This window comes from Mangrovivirga cuniculi (assembly GCF_005166025.1).
Taxonomy (GTDB): Bacteria; Bacteroidota; Bacteroidia; order Cytophagales; family Cyclobacteriaceae; genus Mangrovivirga; species Mangrovivirga cuniculi.
In genome coordinates this window covers 577,747-594,567 of the sequence record NZ_CP028923.1, presented here as the reverse complement: position 1 = coordinate 594,567, position 16,821 = coordinate 577,747, and the positions used below count along the sequence as shown (strand labels likewise).

The 16,821-nt window shown below is 35.3% G+C and carries 13 protein-coding genes; 8 read left to right on the top strand and 5 right to left on the bottom strand.

Annotated elements, in window-relative coordinates; genetic code table 11:
• On the top strand, positions 1–705 hold the full coding sequence (locus DCC35_RS02740) for an OmpA family protein (RefSeq protein ID WP_175402686.1): 705 nt from the start codon (positions 1–3) through the stop codon (positions 703–705).
• Positions 706–804: 99 nt separating this feature from the next.
• Entirely contained in the window at positions 805–2,829 is a 2,025-nt protein-coding gene (locus tag DCC35_RS02735; RefSeq protein ID WP_137089348.1) for an OmpA family protein, read from the top strand.
• Positions 2,830–3,122: 293 nt separating this feature from the next.
• Here DCC35_RS02735 and DCC35_RS02730 read toward each other — a convergent pair whose 3' ends face one another.
• Positions 3,123–3,827: a hypothetical protein gene (locus DCC35_RS02730; protein ID WP_217495907.1), complete on the bottom strand. Its 705-nt coding sequence runs from the start codon at positions 3,825–3,827 to the stop codon at positions 3,123–3,125.
• 164 nt (positions 3,828–3,991) lie between these two features.
• On the opposite strand from DCC35_RS02730, the gene DCC35_RS02725 reads away from it, so the two are divergent.
• The 3 genes from DCC35_RS02725 (at position 3,992) to DCC35_RS02715 (ending at position 9,270) form a co-directional block, all read left to right on the top strand.
• The gene (locus DCC35_RS02725; protein WP_137089346.1) at positions 3,992–5,425 is read left to right on the top strand and encodes an aldehyde dehydrogenase family protein; all 1,434 of its coding nucleotides are present in this window, start codon (positions 3,992–3,994) and stop codon (positions 5,423–5,425) included.
• A 1-nt stretch (position 5,426) separates the two neighbouring features.
• The gene (locus DCC35_RS02720) at positions 5,427–5,822 is read left to right on the top strand and encodes a hypothetical protein (protein ID WP_137089345.1); all 396 of its coding nucleotides are present in this window, start codon (positions 5,427–5,429) and stop codon (positions 5,820–5,822) included.
• A 460-nt stretch (positions 5,823–6,282) separates the two neighbouring features.
• Positions 6,283–9,270: an AsmA-like C-terminal region-containing protein gene (locus DCC35_RS02715; RefSeq protein ID WP_137089344.1), complete on the top strand. Its 2,988-nt coding sequence runs from the start codon at positions 6,283–6,285 to the stop codon at positions 9,268–9,270.
• Here DCC35_RS02715 and DCC35_RS02710 read toward each other — a convergent pair.
• Both DCC35_RS02710 and DCC35_RS02705 read right to left on the bottom strand, forming a co-directional pair.
• On the bottom strand, positions 9,267–9,668 hold the full coding sequence (locus tag DCC35_RS02710; protein ID WP_137089343.1) for a VOC family protein: 402 nt from the start codon (positions 9,666–9,668) through the stop codon (positions 9,267–9,269). The genes DCC35_RS02715 and DCC35_RS02710 overlap by 4 nt on opposite strands.
• Positions 9,665–10,669 carry a sugar phosphate nucleotidyltransferase gene (locus DCC35_RS02705; RefSeq protein WP_175402685.1) on the bottom strand — a complete coding sequence of 335 codons (1,005 nt, stop codon included), beginning with the start codon at positions 10,667–10,669 and terminating at the stop codon, positions 9,665–9,667. Before DCC35_RS02705 ends, DCC35_RS02710 begins: the two co-directional genes overlap by 4 nt.
• Before the next feature lie 112 nt (positions 10,670–10,781).
• Here DCC35_RS02705 and DCC35_RS02700 point away from each other — a divergent pair, with 112 nt between their 5' ends.
• From DCC35_RS02700 to DCC35_RS02690, 3 genes are all read left to right on the top strand, one after another.
• Positions 10,782–12,560, top strand: coding sequence for a chloride channel protein (locus tag DCC35_RS02700; RefSeq protein ID WP_137089341.1), 1,779 nt, complete (start codon positions 10,782–10,784; stop codon positions 12,558–12,560).
• A gap of 536 nt (positions 12,561–13,096) precedes the next feature.
• Positions 13,097–13,564 carry a TlpA family protein disulfide reductase gene (locus tag DCC35_RS02695; RefSeq protein WP_137089340.1) on the top strand — a complete coding sequence of 156 codons (468 nt, stop codon included), beginning with the start codon at positions 13,097–13,099 and terminating at the stop codon, positions 13,562–13,564.
• 13 nt (positions 13,565–13,577) lie between these two features.
• A complete protein-coding gene (locus tag DCC35_RS02690) occupies positions 13,578–14,177 on the top strand; it encodes a thioredoxin family protein (protein ID WP_137089339.1) in 600 nt (199 codons plus the stop codon).
• A 34-nt stretch (positions 14,178–14,211) separates the two neighbouring features.
• On the opposite strand, the gene DCC35_RS02685 is transcribed toward DCC35_RS02690, so the two are convergent.
• Positions 14,212–15,300 carry a glycerate kinase gene (locus tag DCC35_RS02685; RefSeq protein WP_137089338.1) on the bottom strand — a complete coding sequence of 363 codons (1,089 nt, stop codon included), beginning with the start codon at positions 15,298–15,300 and terminating at the stop codon, positions 14,212–14,214.
• Positions 15,287–16,819: a GH3 auxin-responsive promoter family protein gene (locus DCC35_RS02680; RefSeq protein WP_137089337.1), complete on the bottom strand. Its 1,533-nt coding sequence runs from the start codon at positions 16,817–16,819 to the stop codon at positions 15,287–15,289. Before DCC35_RS02680 ends, DCC35_RS02685 begins: the two co-directional genes overlap by 14 nt.
• Between the last annotated feature and the right edge of the window lie 2 nt (positions 16,820–16,821).

Below are 16,821 nucleotides of genomic sequence, written 5' to 3'. Positions count from 1 at the left end.
ATGAATTTTTTTATTAAAGCTGGAATTATCTGCTTAGTATTTCTGACATCATTTCAAGGCTTTTCACAGTCGGAGGCGAAATCAACGCTCATTCGGTTTGAAGGGTTAGTGTTGGATTATAATACTCAAGAACCAATAAGCTGTAAAGTTTTTTATGAAAAATTGCCATACGCCGATGATATGGGGCTTTTTTCTGCAGGAGATAATGGTTATTTTAGTTTTAGTCTTCTGGAAGGCAATACTTATCGCATAAAAATTAGTTCAGATACATATTTTCCTAGTATATTTGAATTAAAGATTGACGAAGGTGGAAAGGCCTTAAGAAAAGACACCTTTTACCTTAAGAGTAGTAAAAAAGGTGAATTGTTAAGGATGGAAAAACTCTTATTTCAAAGAGGAAGGGCGAATATCTTACCTGAATCTTATCCTGAATTACAAGTTTTACTGCAAATGATGAACAGTTATCCGGAAATGATCATTCAATTAGAAGGTCATACAGATACAAGAGGTGTAGCTTCCAAGAACCTGGAATTATCGAGAAAGAGAGTCGAAGCTGTAAAGTCTTATCTTGTTGATAACGGCATAAAGAAAAACCGGATTAAAACAAAAGCTTTTGGAGGTACTAATCCTATTTCAACGGAAAATACCGAAGAAGCACATCAGTTAAACCGTAGAGTTGAGGTGAGAATACTGGAAAACGATTAAATTATTGTAATATTTGATTACTGTTTAAGACAAAATTAATATTTTAGCAATAGATAATTCTGTATATTGAATTAACACAACCGCAAAAACCGATCGATAATGTTTAAATTTTTTGCTACTACTATAATATTTATCGGTACCTTTTTTATGGCATCAGCACAACAGGAAGTGCTTTGGGCCAGTGAGGTTATCGATGTCTCGTCTGAATTAACCCCGCAACAATATGGTGCTAAACAGGCTTTAGGAAAACCAGATGTATTTCCAAACCCTGCAGAAAGCCCTAATGCGTGGACGCCTTCAAGACCGGATAAAAATGAATTCATCCATGTAGGATTTGAAAAAGCGATACCGATCAGGCAGATCATGATCGCTGAATCATTTAACCCTACAGCAGTGGAAGAGATATATGTATACGATACAGAAGGGAAAGAATATCTGATTAACAGACTCAATCCCCAGGCCATGGATATTACCGGTCGTCCACTGAATATCTTTTTCGAGCCAACTACTTACGATGTTGCATCAGTTAAAATAACTTTTTCAGGTAAAGCGGTTCCTGGATACTTTAGTATTGATGCAATTGGTGTTTCAAATTCTGAAGTCCCGATTACAATCGAGGTTAATGTATCTGAAGAAATTAATCCGAATGTTGTTCCAATCAGACTCAGTGAAAATGTGAACTCGGAATATCCTGAGTTCAGGCCTTTATTATCTCCAGATGGAAAAACTCTTTTCTTTTCAAGAAGAAACCATCCGGAAAATATCGGTGGTATTGAGGATATGGAAGATATCTGGTATTCTGAATGGGATGAATCTCAACAGGATTGGGCAGTAGCTAAAAATATGGGGCCTAAATTGAATAATAAGGGACCAAACTTTATTAGCTCAATTACTCCTGACGGTAATTCAGTGATTCTGATCCTTGGTAACGAGTATAGAGGTAATAATAATAATAAAATGAAAGCCGGTGTGTCAATTTCAAGAAAAGTTGGCGATGGATGGTCTGACCCGGAGCCTCTTGAAATAGAAAATAATTACAACACAAGTGAAAGTGCCAATTTCTATATGGCCAACAACAGGCGTACTTTAATTATGTCCGTTGAAAGAGACGATTCAAGAGGTAGAAGAGATCTGTATGTATCCTTTAAAAGAGAAGACGATACATGGACAGAACCTTTAAACCTTGGCGATGACATCAACACTGCTAGCATGGAATCTTCTCCATTCCTCGCTCCTGATGATAAAACTTTATATTTCTCATCTGCTGGTTATTCAGGATATGGTGGTAATGATATTTATGTATCAAGAAGGCTAGATTCAACATGGACGAAATGGTCAGAACCAGAAAATCTTGGGCCTGGTATAAACGGAGAACTTGATGATGAATTCTTTATCATCCCTCCTACTGGTGACTTCGCTTACTATTCGAAAGGTATAACTGAGGAAAATCTTGATGTTTTTAAAATATCCCTTCCTGAATTCTATCGTCCTGATCCTGTTACACTTGTAGCGGGCAGAGTATTAGATAAGGAATCAGAAGAACCTGTTGAAGCACGTATTATCTACCAGCGTTTATCTGATGGAAAAATAATCGGAGAAACATTATCAGATCCGGGATCAGGTGAATATGAAATTATGCTCCCTTCAGGTGAAGAATATGGGTTCCTTGCTGAAGCTGAGGATTACTTAGCGATGAGTGAAAACTTAAACCTATCTGAGCAGGAGACTTATGATGAAGTAGAAAGAGATCTATATCTCACTCCGATTAAAAAAGGTGCCATTATTACTCTTAACAATATATTCTTCGACTTTGATAAGTCAACCCTTAAACCTCAGTCAAAACCTGAGCTAGACAGGCTTGTTAAATTTATGAATGATAATGATGATGTGAAAGTACAAGTTTCAGGACATACTGATAGTGTTGGCTCTGAACAATATAACATGGGACTTAGCCGTCGAAGAGCTCAAGCTGTGGTGGACTATCTTACAGACAATGGAATTAGTAAAGACCGTATCGTAGTTGAAGCTTATGGTGAATCCAGACCAATCGAAGATAATTCGACTTCAGAAGGCAGAGCTAAGAACAGAAGAGTTGAATTCGAAATTATAGATGCAGATGAATAATGCCTCATAAGAATAAGTATTAATTGATTAATTAACTAATAATAAAAACTCCCCTCTTAACAGAAGGGAGTTTTTTTATACTGATCCTTAATTGTGAAATAAGTTGACTCAATAATTCATATCTGAAAAGAACCGTATTGCATACTATCATTAATTATTTCTCAATAGAAGTAAGTAGTAAAGTAGAATGTTTTTGCAAAATAAAACCTATTTACGATTACCATTTCAGAATAGAGAATCTGAATTAATGAACATTATCTTAATCTTTAAATTCTATATAGGGTCTGTCAATATTAATTTTTACTGACACTATAGTGAAGATGTTTGGAGATTAGCTTCTTTAAATAAACAGATCTTGCTGAGGGATAAATGGTCAAAGCTTCATTGATAACTTTCGCTGCTGATACAAAATCTTTTTCCATGTATAATTTAGCTGCTTTATTATGAAGTGAAATAGCAGCTAATTCTTTTATAGTAATTTTATTTATCACCTCATTCGTCATCACATCGGTTTCATCAGCAACCAATAATCCTAAAGAATTACTGATGTTTAATTTGATATCATTATCTATTTCTAAAAACCCATTAAGTGGTGAGGTAGATTCGATTAAATATTTTCTATTATTAGAAACCACTACAAGAAATACATGTGAAGGAGTCTCAAAAATTTCTGTTTTTAACCCTAATGACTGATAAACATAAGCATACACAGCGGTACCTGTCACACAATCATAGTCCCCGTCTTTAAGTGTGCTGTTGATTTCAGCGTATTTATTATATTCTTTTAAAACCTTTCTATGTATTTTGAAAAACACCTTCTCAAGTGAGTTTTTATCAAAGACTTTATTTGAGTGACGTTTTTCAAAGTGTTCAATAATAGAAGAAACTTTCTTGTCTTCTTTTAAAGCATTATTGAATTGGTCAGAATAATCCTGAGCTGCTATTGGAATAGATAGCAGAAACAAAATCAGGATCGATATAATTAGTCGGTTAACCAATTCTTAACATTAACTTTATTTGTTAACATTAAGTTAACATTAAATTAACAATTAAACAATTGGATCATGAGTATAAGTAAGGAACAGACTGTTTTTAAAACTTTTAACCCAGTTTTTCGCGTTTAACAAATTGATAACATATATTTAGAAAAACCCCTTTTCTTATGAGTACCACTGCCGAGGAAACAAAAACAGGATTTGAGAAAAAGATATCAACCATATTTGAAGATCAATTGGCTGTAAGCCATCAATTGAGGAAGTCAACTGTAAAAGACCGTATTAAAAAACTTAGAAAACTGGAAAAACAGATTCTTCATTTTCAGGCAGATATCAAACAAGCCTTATATAACGATTTCCAAAAACCGGCGGAAGAAACTGAAATAAGTGAAACCTGGGTAGTATTGACCGAGATAAGGCATACTTGCAAAAATCTGAAAAAGTGGTTGCGCCCTCAAAAGGTTGATACCCCTTTGCCATTACTTGGCTCAACATCTAAAGTAATTTTTGAACCAAAAGGCAGGACATTAATAATATCGCCATGGAATTATCCATTTAACCTGGCTTTAGGACCATTGATTAGTGCCGTCGCAGCAGGCAATACCTGTATTATCAAACCAAGCGAATTCACACCTTCTACCAATGTTGTTATAAAGGAGATCATTTCAAGAGTATTTGATAAAACTGAAGTTGCAGTTGTAGAGGGAGAGGTTCCTGAAACCCAGTATTTACTTTCTTTGCCTTTTGATCACATCTTTTTTACCGGCAGCCCGGCAGTAGGAAAAATTGTCATGGAGGCTGCTGCCAAGAATTTAACAGGAGTAACGCTGGAACTCGGGGGAAAATCACCAACTATTATCCATAAGGATGCAAAAATTAAAGATGCAGCAGAAAAGATTGTCTTCGGTAAATTTTTAAATGCCGGACAAACCTGTGTTGCACCTGACTACCTTTTAGTTCATAAAGACATCAAAGGGAAATTGATAGAATCGCTTAAAACTACTATTGAAAATAAATTCCAGTCAGGAGATCCCGAAAGCACTCCTTATTGCAATATTATTAACCAGAAGAATGGAGAACGAATAAAGGATATCTTCCGCGACGCTGTTGATAAAGGAGCGAGGGTTATATCAGGTGGTGACTTTGAAAACAACGATAAAACTATAAGCCCGACATTAATAGATTCAGTATCTGATGATATGAGAATAATGGAAGAAGAAATCTTCGGTCCGTTATTACCTATTGTAGAATATGACGATCTTAAAACTGCTGCTGAAATTATAAATCGAAAACCAAAGCCTCTTGCACTATATTATTTTGGAAGCTCTTCCAAAGATCAAAAGTTTATCGTTCAAAGTTGCCAAAGCGGAACAACAGCTATAAATGATTGTGTGCTTCAGTTTACAAATACAGAAATCCCTTTCGGAGGTATTGGAAACAGCGGTTTCGGAAACGGACATGGATATTGGGGTGTGAGGGCTTTTTCACATGAAAGACCAATTTTGAAACAAAATACAGTGTTTCCTTCATCATCCTTATTACATCCTCCTTACAACTCATTTAAAAATTTAGTAAGCAAAATGTTAGTTAAATATTTCTAAGATGTGGAGATATCAGGTTTTCATTATTGTTTTATTCTTATTCACGCTGTCTTGCCAGGATAAAAAAAGTAAAATAGTAGGTGAATGGAAAGCAAAATGGGAGGCTGATTCTTTATCTTATCCAGGATTGATTGATAAATATTCATTTAATGCAGATGCAAAGTATAGGTTTGAGGCCGATGGAACTGTAAAAATTCAGGTCTTTGGTTATGAAAACTGTTTTTTTCAATCTGACACAACATCAAATACTCTGTATTATGAAATAATCGGAGACTCCTTGTTTTTAATAGATGAGAATTCCTCCTTTAAGGTTTTTTATATTGTCAATAAGATTAAAAATGATAAAGCTAGTTTTTCCTTTATGGAAAATATAAATATTTCCCTTACTAAAAGGTAATCTCTACACCTTCTTTCAATATCAAGATGGGGGCTCATTACAATATAAAAACCATTTTATTATTACATTTCAACAGAAGTCAGCAATTAGATTGCTCTAATCTTTCGATAGATACCGACTAGAACCTCTTAGTATCAAAAAGCAATCACTTCTGATTGAAAATCAAAAAATTAGAATATAATCATCAAAAATAGTTGTATTAAATCAAGAGATTATAAAATAAACAACCTTTTGCTACGCATTATTCATATTTATGTAATAAATTTGTAATAATTAAAAGGTTTTTGCCGTTTCTAATAAAACAGAAATAAGAAACCTGTTTCGCTTGTTTAAAATTACAGATTTTTAGGTGAGCCACTCGAGTAGATTCGGGTGGCTTATTTTTTTCTTCAATTATCCCTCACGATATAATATTTATTTATTGTAACTTCATCCTAGACATTTTTTAATCAGCTTAGAGATGAAAAAAGTATTAATAATATTAGGGTCAATTATTGTAATCCTGCTTATCGCAGCAATCACATTGCCGATCATTTTCAAAGATGATATCAAAAAAGCAGTTGATGATGCAATTGCTGAAAACGTTGATGCGGATGTATTTTATGATGCAGAATCTTTCTCAATCAGCTTTTTTAGTCACTTCCCAACTCTTACTGTAAGTATCGATGAAATCGGACTGGTGGGAAGGGGTGAATTCGATGGAATTCCTCTTACTGAAATCCAGGAATTTGAAGTTAGTCTTAAACCACTTTCGGTAATTTTTGGTGATCAAATTGAAGTATCAGCAATTTATATTCGCGAACCCCAGGTTTATGCTCTGATTCTCGAAGATGGCAAAGCTAACTATGACATCTTTGTTTCTGAGGCCGACACAGTACAAGAATCTGATACTGCTTCCTCAGAAATGGCAATTCAAATAAACCATTGGGAAATCTCGGATGGTAAAGTGATTTACGAAGACAGGTTATCGAATATGGCATTAGAACTTTTCGGTTTAAATCACTCAGGGAATGGCAACTTTGAAAACACCGTCCTCGATATGGACACAGAAACATCTATAGACACTGTTTCTTTTGTTTTTGAGGATGTACAATATCTTTCCAACAAATCTTTCTATGCGGACATGATCCTTAACATGGATCTTGATAAGATGAGGTTTGAATTTAAAGAAAATCACTTCAGGGTAAATGAATTTGCATTTAATCTGAATGGGATCTTTGAAATGCCCGAGGAGGATATAACTATGGACATCACCTTTGGTGCTGAAGATAATTCCTTCAAGTCTTTGTTGTCCCTCATTCCGGGAATTTATACCGAATCTTTCGATGGTATAGAAACTACAGGTGCATTTTCATTTGAAGGATGGACCAAAGGAACCTACAATGAAAACAGCTTACCTGGATTTGGCCTTGACCTTGTGGTAAAAAACAGTTCATTTAAATACGACGAACTTCCAACTCCTGTAGAAAACATCAAAGGTACGCTGAAAGTTTTATGTCCTGAGGGTGATATCGACTATACAAGTATCGACATAAAAGATTTTCATTTTAATATCGAGGATAATCCATTCGATTTAAATCTTGCAGTTAAAAACCTTGTCGATTATCCGATCGATCTCGATGCTAAAGCTAAACTTGATCTGGAGAAAGTTACCAGGGTTTTCCCGGTTGAAAAGACCTCGCTAAAAGGAATATTCACCTTAGAAGCAAAGGCTGAAGGAAAGTATGATAGTGTAAGAAATATAATCCCGGCTTTCAATCTGGATGCTACTCTGGAAAATGGATACGTTAAAAATTCTGATTACCCGGTTCCTTTAGAAAATATTCACTTTGAGGCTCATTCTTATTCGAAGGATGGGAGCATGCAAAATGCAGTGTTTAATTTAACAGACATGAGCTTTGTGCTTGGCGAAGACAAGGTAAATGCTTCAGCCTATGTGGTTAACTTCGATAGTCCCAATTGGGATGCAAAGGTCAACGGAAAATTAAATGTTGAAGAACTTAATAAGATCTACCCTATTGAAGGAGTTGAAATGGCGGGAACAATTATTGCGAACGTCCAGTCTAAAGGTAAATTCAGCGATGTTGAAGCAGAAAATTATTCTGCATTAAAAACTTCAGGTAATGTAAGTTTAAGAAACTTCAGATATTCAGATCAGGAATCAATGCCCCAGGGAGTAGAAATTACTACTGCCGATGCAGAATTTAGCCCTGCGAATATAAATATTAAAAATGTAGATGGTAAAAGCGGTGAGTCTGACTTCAAAGCTTCCGGAACTGTCAATAATTATATGGGCTATGTGATGAATGAAGGCTTATTAACAGGAGAGTTCAATGTGTCAAGCAACTATTTTAATGTTAATGAGTTTATGGATGATGATGAAAGTGAAGTGGAAGAGGAAGAAGATTCAGAGCTTGAAGTAATTAAGGTGCCTGAAAATCTGGACCTGGTATTACATTCCAAAGCAAATAAAGTTAAATACGACAATTTAACTCTATCTAATCTCGCTGGTGATCTGATAGTCAAAAATAGTACAGTACGATTGGAAAGCCTGGTATTCAATTCATTGGGAGGTCAGTTTACGACTTCAGCTGCATACAATACCGAAAACATTGAAACTCCGAAATTTGATATTTCTTTAAATATCAAGAATCTTTCAATACCTAAGTCTTATCAAAACTTCAATACAGTTCAGGCCCTGGCCCCTATCGCAGAAGATATGACGGGCCAGTTTAACTCAGATCTCAGTTTAAGCGGAGAGTTATTAAATGATTTCAGTCCTAAATTATCGACCTTAACTGGTAGTGGACTAATCGAAATAATTGATGCGGCAATAAATGATAGTGGCTTAATAGAAGGTATAACCGAAGTCACCAAGTTAAAAGATGCAGATAGTTTCGGGCTTAAAGATGCGCTTGTAAACTTTTCAATTGAAAATGGATTTGTTACAACTAAACCATTCGATGTGTCAATTGCTGGTTATGAAGCTGAAGTAAGTGGTAGAACAGGCATTGACGGATCAGTTGATTACATTTTTAATATTGATGTTCCTACAGGTGCAGCAGGTTCAGTTATAAACAATCTGGCAGCGTCAATTACAGGTGGAAAAGATGTCGTTGGCGATGAAATAACTGTTCCGGTAAAGATTGGTGGTAAATTTAACGATCTTACTTTTGGTCTTGCTGCAGGAAGCGGAACTTCTGCCGGATCTGAAGGCGTTACCGGTCAGGTAAAGGACGTGATTAAAGAACAGACTCAGGCAGAGTTAGATTCTCAAAAAAGTATCGCGAAAGACTCTGCCAATGCAGTAGTTAAAACGGCTAAGGATAGTGTGAGCAATACTGCTGAAGAAAAGATCGAGGAAGGAAAAGATGAACTAAAGGAAAAAGCAGAAGAAGCTCTCAAAGATATTTTTGGTAAAAAGAAGAAAAAAGACGACGGTAATTAATCCCAGACACTGGCAGGAACAAATTCTAAAACATGGCCTTCAGGATCTTCAAAGTAGAACGACTTAGATCCTGTAGGCCATGTTTCTTCGTGAATAATTTCGATATCTTCATTTTTCAGTTCTTCTTTCACTTTTTCATATTTTTCCTCATCAATATTAAATGCTATATGTTGCTTCCCCTCTGCAAAATGTGGTGGAAGCCCTTCCTTATTTTTAGACTTATCAGGGTTAAAAATAAGTAGCATGCCGGATTTCATTTTAAGAAAGAGAAGGGTCTCTGGAACATAAGTATATAATGTAAATCCCAATTTATCTACATAAAAACTTTTCGCAGCCTCCAGATCCCGGCTATACAAGCAGGTCTCAAAAATTTGAGTGCTAAAATTATCTATTTTCATGATGTTAAATCTATGTCTGTATTATCACCGAGGTTTAATTTCAAATTACTTCCATAAAAAGTAGAATCATTGCCAATAATACTTTCCTGGATCACGGTGTTTCTTATTTCAGTTTTGTTTCCCAATATCGACTCTTTAATAATCGCATCGTATATTTCACTATTATGGCCTACTACTACATTGGGTCCGATAATTGCATTTTTAATTTCACAGTTTTTTCCGATAACAACAGGAGGTATGATAATCGTTTTTGAATAAATGGAATCATAATTTTTAGGTAATTCACCGACATTCATCAACATTCTGTTGGCTTCAAGGAGTGATTCTTTCCTGCTACAATCAAACCACCTGTCCGTTTTGATCATTTTAATTTTTGATCCTTTTTGAACCATATATTGTAGAGCATCAGTAAGTTGTGCTTCGTCTTTTCCACTTTTTGACTCATATTCCATTTTGAGGCTTTCGATAAATAGAGGCACTTCCTGAATTCTATATAGGCCGACAATGGCATAATTTGATTTCGGTACTTTTGGTTTTTCAACCATTTTGCGAATAAACCCATCCGAAGACACTTCACAAATACCAAAATTACCTGGAACACTAACCTTCTTGAGGCAGATCACTGATTGAGCACTATTTTTTGAAAAAAACTCAGGGTTTGTACGGATGATACTATCTCCTAAGTGGACAATTACTTCTTTGTCATCCTTAAAGTATTCAGAAGCCAGCAATATCGCATGCCCAAGTCCCTTGCCAGGTTCCTGGTAAATAGTTTTATATTTAATTTTTCTGTCATGTAAAAACTCATCGAGAAACTTTTCGATTTTTTGGCTCAGGTGACCTACGATGAAGATCATTTCTTTAATACCTGATTCACCAAGATAATCTATTATATGGCCAAGAATGGGCTTTCCGGCAAGGGGTAAAAGACACTTTGGCTGGGTATGGGTCAGGGGGCGTAAATGTGTTCCGCTACCTGCAACCGGTATAATTGCTTTCATATATTTTAATTTAATACCTAAACCTGTCATTTGAAAGAATTATACTAATTGAAGGTGTTTGGCGACTAAACTATATCTTATAACTTTGCATCATCTCTACACGACAGGATACATGAAAAAAAGCAACTGGATAGGTAAATTTCTGGTTTGGCGAATCAAGCACATTGACGACAAAAACTTTGTGCTGATGCTGAGTATTCTCATCGGTATCCTGGCTGGCCTTGCTGCAGTAGTATTAAAGGAGTCAGTACACCTACTTCAGGCACAGGTAACTAAAAACTTTAATTTTAACGAATCAAGATATTATTTTATACTCATTCCTCCTGTGGGTATAGCCTTAACCTATCTCCTGGCAAAATACGTCCTCAAAGAACATTTAGGGCATGGAATAACTACTGTACTTTATTTTATTTCCAAAAAAGGGAGTAAAATGAAGAGGTCTCTCCAATACAGCCGGCTTTTAACCAGTGCTGTCACTGTAGGTTTAGGTGGTTCTGTGGGTCTTGAGGCACCAATTGTAGTGACAGGGTCCTCTATTGGTTCTAATCTTGGAAGAATAATGCACCTGTCTTATAAGAAAAGGACATTATTAATAGGGTGTGGTGCAGCAGGAGCTATTTCAGCAATATTTAATTCACCCATCGCTGGAGTAATTTTCGCCATTGAAGTGATCTTTAGTGAAATAACTATTGCAACCTTTATTCCACTTCTTATTGCCTCAGTAAGCGGATCCGTCATATCATTATCTCTGCTGGGTGAACACGTTCTCTTTTCACACCGGATCAAAGAAGATTTTTCGGAAGGAAATATTTTATATTATGCTGGTCTAGGATTAATCACAGGGATTTTCAGCGTTTATTTCACCCGGGTAATGTTTTATTTTGAAAGTCTTACTTACAAAATAAAAGGTGGATTAAAAAGGGCATTGATCGGAGGTACTGCCCTGGGAATTATAATATTTATTCTTCCTCCTTTATATGGCGAAGGTTATGGAATTATCAAACAACTGCTCAACAACCAGGGTGAGAATTTAATATCCAACTCACTATTTTTCGATAACACGGACAGTGTATTGTTCCTGTTTATTTTTCTTTTTGTCATTATTATGGTAAAACCCATTGCCACTGCTCTAACAATCGGTTCTGGTGGTTCTGGTGGTATTTTTGGTCCATCATTGTTTTTAGGAGGTGTAACGGGTTATTTATATGCGCTTCTGGTCAACTTTATTTTTAGTGCCGAAGTGATCAGCCCTGCAAACTTCACATTAGTTGGAATGTGTGGAATAATGAGTGGAGTGCTCCATGCTCCTCTGACAGCTATATTCCTGATCGCTGAAATAACCAGTGGGTATGAATTATTTATCCCTTTAATGCTGGTAAGTGCGCTTGCTTATAACACGGCCAAAAACTTTGAAAAATTTTCATTCTACTCAAAACCATTGGTTGAAAGTGGCGACCTTGTTAATTATGATAAAGACAAACAACTCCTCTCACTGATAGATCTTAATAAGATCATCGAAAAGGATTTACTTACTATTGACCCTGAAGCGACACTTGGAACTTTAGTTGAATTGGTGCAAAAATCAAGAAGGAATATCTTTCCAGTTGTTTCGGACAAAAACGAACTTGTTGGTATAGTTACACTGGATGATGTCAGAAGCATTATGTTTGATGAAGATTCCAGAAAAAATATAATAATCAAAAGCATTATGCATTCCCCTCCTGCCTATGTGAGTTCTAAAGAAAGCATGGAATCTGTAATGCATAAATTTGAAATCACCGGGGCATGGAACCTCCCTGTAATTGATGAGGGGAAATATGCAGGCTTTCTATCTAAATCAAGGATTTTCAATGCCTATCGTACACGACTCCGAAGACAACAAAAGGACTAAATTTTTAAAAATAAATGACTAAAATGTTAATTCATTTAATGATAACCGCATTTTTTTTAAAAGTTTAAATAATAGTTCGGTCGTACAATAATTATAAGTCAAATCAGTTATCCACAAGAATTTAATTTTTCAAAATTGTCGTAATGAATTAATTATCAGGTAGTTATAACAAAAAATACGAAAACTGTGGATAACTTTTCTATTTTGTGGAAAACTTTAAACAAAAACATTTGACTTTAAATCTATCTTCTTATTGTTAAATTTATATTCCGTTAACAATTAATTTACATCTGAGTCTAATCTTTAAAAATTGAATTCTGAGATCATTTTTATACATCTGACAGAATTCATTGTCATAATAAATATTTCAATTTTCACTGAATAAAAACAGGCTGAAATTATCAAAATCGATGAAAACAAACTAAAAGTGTTTTAGTTTGATACTCTATGTAGAATAATTCATTTAAAAATGTTTCACAATATTGAAAAAATACAATTTTGATTCTTTCACTTTTTTGTGCTAAATTTCTTTTCTTATGAGAAATATTTATATATTGATTTTTATGGTTTCCTTTGGTTTTATCGCTAAAAGTCAAAGTGTTGAAAAAATCACCATCGATGAGCTGGAAAATCTCATGGATCAGGAAAGTAATAAAGTTCTCATTTTTAATTTTTGGGCTACCTGGTGTAAACCCTGTATAAAAGAGATTCCTGCTTTTGAAGAATTAAATGAAGATGGCATGGTATCTGTGCACCTTGTTAGTATTGATTTTAAAAATCAGTTTGAAAAACGGGTTGTTCCATTTGTAGAAGACAGAAACCTGAATTCTAGAGTTTTTTTTCTGGCTGAAGAAAACCCAAATAATTGGATGCCCCGTATAAGTAATGAATGGAGTGGTGCTATACCAGCAACGCTATTTATTTACAAGGAAAAAAAATATTTTGAAGAAAAAGAGTTTACCCTTGACGAGTTAAACGAATATATAAATAAAATAAGGAACTAATCTCCATTATAATATGAAACACTTATTTACATTAATATTACTTCTTACCGTATCAGTGGGCTTATCAGCTCAGGGGTATGAAGTAGGAGACAAAGCTGTCGATTTTAAATTAAAAAATGTCGACGGTAAGATGGTTAGCATGTCAGATTACAAGTCTGCAAATGGAATTATTGTAATATTTACTTGCAATAGCTGCCCATACGCAAAATTATATGAAGACAGAATCATTGAATTAAATAATAAATATGAAAGCAAGGGTTACCCTGTTATTGCAATAAACCCTAATGACAAAGATCGTCAGCCTGAAGATTCTTTCGATAAAATGAAAGTACGTTCTGATGAAAAAGGATTTACTTTCCCTTACCTGTATGATGAAACTCAGGAGGTAGCAATGACTTACGGAGCTACTAAAACGCCTCATGTTTATCTATTAAAGAAATCAGGCAATACGTTTGAAGTTGTTTACATCGGTGCGATTGATGATAATCCTCAAAATCCTAATGATGTAAAAACCAAGTATGTTGAAAATGCCATCGAAGAAATTGAGGCCGGCAAATCAGTAAGCGAAGATTATACTCGTGCGATCGGTTGTACAATCAAATGGAAATCATAATAATTTCCAGTAAATAATATTGAAACACGACTGCTTACCAGTCGTGTTTTTTTATGCATTTCTGTAAAGCTCTCTTCATCCGGGAAGTATAATTAAGAGAATCCTTTTCATCAGGATTGAGATAATTCTCCAATATTACAACTTCAATCCCTTCAGGATAATAACCTCCATCTATTGCTGATAGAATCATCAGTTTTTTATGATGCTTATGACAAAGTTTTAAAATTTCGCCTGTTAATTTTCCGGATATCGATTGACTGTCAAACTTACCTTCTCCTGTTATTATCAGGTCATTTTCTCTTATATGATTTTCTATCTCTAACACCTTAAAGATATGGTCGCTGGCTAATTTTGGCTTTACCCTTTTAAGATGATTAAATATAACTGGGGTGCCGCCACTTGCTCCCATTCCTTTAATTTGATGATCCACATGAAGACGGTTAATAATTGCCTTTATCTTACCTTCATATATTTCCCGAGCTCCTTCTTCTACGCCTTTTTGCTGGCCAAAAACTTGAACAGCTCCATCTTCACCCAATAGGGAATTTGTTACATCGGTATAAACTTCATAATCTACATTGAGATAATTATCAGGGATATTAAGTATATCCTTCAGAATCTCTCCCTCATCAAAAACAGGGTTTGAATATCTATATTTCTCCAGGCCCATTAAAGCAGCAATTAACCCAAAACCAAGATCTATGCTGGCGCTTCCTCCACAATAAATTTGTACTTTATTGGCTCCCTTTTCAATCGCATCTTTTATTAGTACCCCGGTACCAAATGTGTTTGCTTTTTTGGGATTAAGTTCCTCATTTGTTAAATGTCTGATGCCAGATGCTTCTGCCAGTTCTATATAAGCAACGCGACCTTTTAAGCCATAAGAAGCCTGAATACTTCTTCCTAAGGGATCAAAAGTCGCTAAAGTTATATGGTCAAAATTTAATTTTTTGGATAAGACATCGAGGGTGCCATCTCCTCCGTCTGCCAATGGCAATTTTAAAAGATTTGCTGAGGGAAGACTTTCTTTAAAAACGTCATGAATTATATCACTTGCTTCTAAAGAAGAAAGTGTGCCCTTAAATGCATTAGGGACAATGAGGATATTTTCAGGTGCCGGCATTAATATTTAGCATCTCAAGGATACTATCAAGATAATCTCTGTTATTTGAAAGCCTTGGCACTTTATTCTGACCACCAAGCTTTCCTCGTTTTTTCATCCAGTTATAAAAAGTGCCTCTCGGAACATCGTGAACACTTGGTTCTTTAAGGGCAATATCTTTATGACGCTTGGCGTCATAATCACTATTAGATTCTCTTAGTGTCTCATCAAGAACGCGGGTAAATCGCTGCAAATCATCAGGGCTTTTTATAAACTCAATAATGTATTCATGGCCACCCCTTTGTGTGCCTTCAAGGTATATTGGTCCGGCGGTAAAATTATCTATTACCGCTCCTGTTGCTTCGCAGGCTTTTTCAATGCCTTTTTCTGCATTTTCTATAACTAGTTCCTCTCCAAATGCATTGATAAAATGTTTGGTTCGCCCACTAATCTTTATTCTGTAAGGAGATGTTGAAGTAAATCTGATAGTATCTCCTATTTTATATCGCCAAAGTCCGGAATTGGTAGTAATAATCAGTGCATAGTTTTTACCGACCTCCACTTCTCCGAGACCTATTGCCCTTGGGTTATCATTATCAATCTCTTCCATAGGAACAAATTCATAAAACACACCATAATCAAGCATTAGTAACAATTCATCTGAATCCTTCTGATCCTGAATGCCAAAATAACCTTCAGATGCATTATAAGACTCCATATAATTCATCTTGTCTGAAGGAATCAAGTCGCGAAATAATTTCCTGTAGGGTCCAAAAGCGACAGCACCATGAGCAAACAATTCAAGATTTGGCCACACCTCTGTGATATCTTTTTTTCCGGTTATTTCAAGAATCCGGTTCAAAAGAACTAATGTCCAAGTAGGAACCCCTGCAAGGCTGGTAACATTTTCATTGATGGTCGCCTGGGCCATCTTTTCTATCTTCTCCTCCCACTCATCCATCAAGGCAATTTTTAAGTTCGGCGTTCTCACCAATTGTGCCCAAAGCGGAAGATTTTTCATGATCACAGCACTTACATCTCCATACCTGGTTTCACTTTGCTGATCAAATGTATTGATTTGCTGACTACCTCCAATGGTAAGGCTCTTCCCGGTAAATAATTTACTTTCTGGATGGTTGTTTATATAAATGCTTAGAAGATCTTTTCCTCCTTTAAAATGACAATCGTTGAGCGCTTCCTCTGATACAGGTATAAATTTAGAACGGGCATTGGTAGTCCCGGATGATTTTGCAAACCACTTTATCTTTGACGGCCACAAAATATTTTGCTCCCCGTGAAGTAACTTTTCTATATATGGATATAGTTCTTCGTAGTTACGGATAGGAATACGTTCTTTAAATTCCTGGTAGCTGTTAATGCTTTTAAAATCGTATTCTTTACCAAAAGAAGTGTTCCTGGCTGTTTCAATAAGTTCAAAAAAATGCTCCTGCTGTACCTCTTCAGGATATTTCATAAACAACTCAATGTCGTGAATGCGCTTTTTAAGCGCCCAGCTAAGAATAGAATTAAATATATCCATTA